This window comes from Amycolatopsis sp. NPDC003676, assembly GCF_053587275.1.
Genome location: NZ_JBSFNS010000278.1, coordinates 1 through 1,506, shown reverse-complemented (window position 1 = coordinate 1,506; position 1,506 = coordinate 1). Strand labels below are relative to the sequence as shown.

Genomic DNA, 1,506 nt, shown 5'->3' with positions numbered 1-1,506 from the left:
CGACCTGCACCCCGGCCGACGAGTCGGCAGGCTCAGCCGCCGCCCCCGCCACCACCGCCACAGCCGCCACCACCACCGCCGCCACAGCCACTTCCACCGCCGCCACAGCCGCCGCTACTGCCACCACCATCGCCGCCGGTGGTGTCCCCGAGATCGCTGCCGCTGCCGTTGCCGCCTCCGCCGCCACCTTGGCTCACGCCACCGACAGTGGCCGTCCCGCGAGTGCGCCCGGTGGACTCACCCGCCCGCCACCCGGCAGCGCGCTGTCCGGCCCCCGAGGCCGACCCGAACATCGAGCCCTCGCGACGGACATCGCGGATTCCGCCGACCAGAATCACCCCGGCGATGGCGAACAGCGGAAGACCGGCCATGAGTGATTTCCCGACCACCGTCGCACCGATCACGGCCAGCAACAACGCGGAGACGAAGAACATATCGAACCCCCAATGAGTTCTGATCCAGTTGTACCCCGGGGTGATTCCCCCGAAACGGCGGCAGGCTCAGCCGCCGCCCCCGCAACCGCCGCCACCACATCCGCCGCCACCGTCCCCGCCGTCGAAGAAGCCGGCGAACCAGGCGCCACCACCGGCATGACCGGACCGGCGCCGCTTGCGCTTACGGGACTTCGTCGGGCGGAAGGCGATACGGAAGATTCCGTAGCAGGCCAGTGCCAGGGCGACGGCGAACACGGCGAGAGCGGCGATCACCGAGGTGCCGCTGAACACCGTCGTGCTGAGGGCGACGACGAACGCCGCGACGATGTACCGCATGACACGGCCTCAGCCCTCGCTGCCGGTATCGGCAGCCACGAACATTTCCATGAGATCCCCCCGGATCGATCAGTCGCTACCGCCACCGCAGCCACCCGACGACCCACCGTCGTCGTGACCGCTGTCCTCGTCACGCAACTTGCGCAGTGTGCGCGACGCGCTGGTGAGCCCGTCCGCGCTCGCGCCCCACACCCAGCGCGTTGGTTGACCACGCCGGGCGACCCGGCGCGGACGGTGGCGCACCCCCACGATCACCAGCAGCGCGGCGGCGACGCCGAGCAGCGCGATACCGGCGACCGGTACGAAGCCGAGCGCGATCGCACCGACGAGAACGAGCAGCACCGCCGCGCCGAGCACCATGGCAGACCCTTCCGACCGCGCGCGGTCAGCTACCGCCGCCGCACCCGCCGCCACCACCACAGCCGCCACCACCGCCACCGTCGCCATGGCCCGAGTCACCACCACCACCGGCGATCCAGAAGCCACCCGCACCCGCCGCCCCGGACCCAGCGCCCCAGCCCCGCCCCGCCGTGGACCCGCCACGCGAAGCACGCACCCAGCCGACGACGAGCAGCACCACCGCGAGCACGAGCAGCGCGATGCCGATGCTCGCCGAGACGATGGTGGTGACGAGGCCGATCAAGGCCAACAGCAGAGCGGAAAAGATCAACCGCATGATTCCCCCCGGAAATCGAGTCCTGCCTCCGTTGTACCGGAACGGCGGGCACACGGCCAG

Annotated in this window: 3 protein-coding genes; all 3 read right to left on the bottom strand. The window is 71.2% G+C overall.

Annotated elements, in window-relative coordinates; all coding sequences use genetic code 11:
* Positions 1-500: 500 nt before the first annotated feature.
* Positions 501-770 (bottom strand): hypothetical protein, encoded by a 270-nt coding sequence (locus ACWDNU_RS45635; protein WP_355275050.1) that lies wholly within the window; start codon positions 768-770, stop codon positions 501-503.
* Positions 771-839: 69 nt separating this feature from the next.
* Positions 840-1,130, bottom strand: coding sequence for a hypothetical protein (locus ACWDNU_RS45630; RefSeq protein WP_355275052.1), 291 nt, complete (start codon positions 1,128-1,130; stop codon positions 840-842).
* Positions 1,131-1,155: 25 nt separating this feature from the next.
* On the bottom strand, positions 1,156-1,506 hold a 351-nt coding region (locus ACWDNU_RS45625), incomplete at its 5' end, for a hypothetical protein (protein ID WP_449673418.1).

Bases quoted from the DNA above. Each gene is read 5' to 3' on its own strand.
- ACWDNU_RS45630 (WP_355275052.1), bottom strand. From the start codon at position 1,130: ATGGTGCTCGGCGCGGCGGTGCTGCTCGTTCTCGTCGGTGCGATCGCG.
- ACWDNU_RS45635 (WP_355275050.1), bottom strand. From the start codon at position 770: ATGCGGTACATCGTCGCGGCGTTCGTCGTCGCCCTCAGCACGACGGTG.